General features: G+C 71.1%; 2 protein-coding genes. Both read right to left on the bottom strand.

From position 1 onward, the window contains the following. Positions 1-702: response regulator transcription factor (locus DEIPI_RS28315; protein ID WP_084473934.1), on the bottom strand; the 702-nt coding region annotated here is incomplete at its 3' end. A 251-nt stretch (positions 703-953) separates the two neighbouring features. Further along, positions 954-1,407 (bottom strand): vWA domain-containing protein (locus DEIPI_RS28310; RefSeq protein ID WP_157463449.1); only part of this gene is annotated, 454 nt, incomplete at its 5' end.

Here is a 1,407-nt window from a genome sequence, read left to right as displayed (position 1 = left end):
GGCGACGCCCTGCGCGGCGCGGGCGGTGGCGGCGGGGTCCTTGACGGCGAAGCCGACGCCGCGGACGGTGCGGATGACGCCGTAGGCGCCGACGTCGCGGAGCTTGCCGCGCAGGTTGCTGACGTGCACGTCGATGACGTTCGCGGCGATGCTGGCGTCGTCGCCCCAGAGTTCACGCGCGATCTCCTCGCGGGTGTGGACGCGGCCGGGGGTGCGGGCGAGCACGCCGAGCAGGTCGAACTCGCGTGGGGAGAGGCGGACCTCGTGGTCGGCGAAGGTGCACATCCGCTTGTCGCGTTCGAGCTTGAGGAGGCCCACCGTGACGCTGGCGGCGCCGTCGCGATGGCGGAACTGCACGCGGATGCGGGCGACGAGCTCGTCCGCGTGGAAGGGTTTGGTGATGTAGTCGTCGGCGCCCACGCCGAGGAGGCTGACCTTCTGCTCGGGATCGTCGATGGCGGTGAGGATGAGGATGGGCACGTCGTTCGTGGCGCGGACGCGGCGGGCGACCTCGTCACCGCCGAAGTCGGGCAGGCCGAGGTCGACGAGGACGAGGTCGGGGGCGTGCTCGCGCGCCTGGATGAGGCCGCTGGTGCCGTTGTAGGCCTGCAGGGTGCGGAAGCCGGCGTCCTGGAGGGTCAGCTGGATGAGGTTGGAGATGTCGTGGTCGTCCTCGACGATCAGGATGGTCGGTGTGTTCATGACGGACTCCTCGTGTGGAAATGACGTTGAGCTGCGTCCTGGGACGCGGAGGTGGGCGCAGAACTGTAGGCCGAGTATGGGACTCCACCGGGTGTGAGGGTACGGTTCCTCATGAACATCCCTGGAGACGAGTGGACGCCCATACAACGTTCAGATGAAGACACGTTCACATTCCGCTCACGACCGTGTCCGTCCGGACGGCAGGAGCAGGCCGGGCGGGAGCGACGTCCCCCGCCCGGCCTGCTCTCCGTCTACAGCACGCGCCGGGTGAACCGCTCGGCGAGCGCGAGGCTGCCGAGCAGCAGCAACGCTGCCAGCGCCCCCACGTACGCGGACACCTCGCGCGGGCGGATCGTCCAGCCCAGCGAGCGGCCCAGGTCGCGGTACACGCCGCGCAGCTGACCCGCCGAGCGCGCCTCGTAGTACTTCCCGCCCGTGGTCTGCGCGATCCCCATCAGGGCCTCCGCGTCGAACCCGGCGAGGAAGCTCCCGCCGCCGAAGCGCCCGCCGAGGTCCTCACGCAGGGACAGCACGCCCTGCTCCGTCCCGAGGCCCACGGTGTACACCTTCACGGCGAGCTGCTTGGCGAGCGCGGCGGCCTCCTGCGGCTCGGGCAGACGGTTGTTGCGCCCGTCGCTGAGCAGCACGACGGCGGCGGGCGGGAGGGCCCCGCCCTTCTCGTCCGTCTCCGCGCGGCCCGGCAGG

The organism is Deinococcus pimensis DSM 21231 (genome assembly GCF_000519345.1).
Classification (GTDB): domain Bacteria; phylum Deinococcota; class Deinococci; order Deinococcales; family Deinococcaceae; genus Deinococcus_A; species Deinococcus_A pimensis.
Note: the sequence above shows the minus strand (reverse complement) of the source record. Positions and strands in the feature narration are given on the sequence as shown.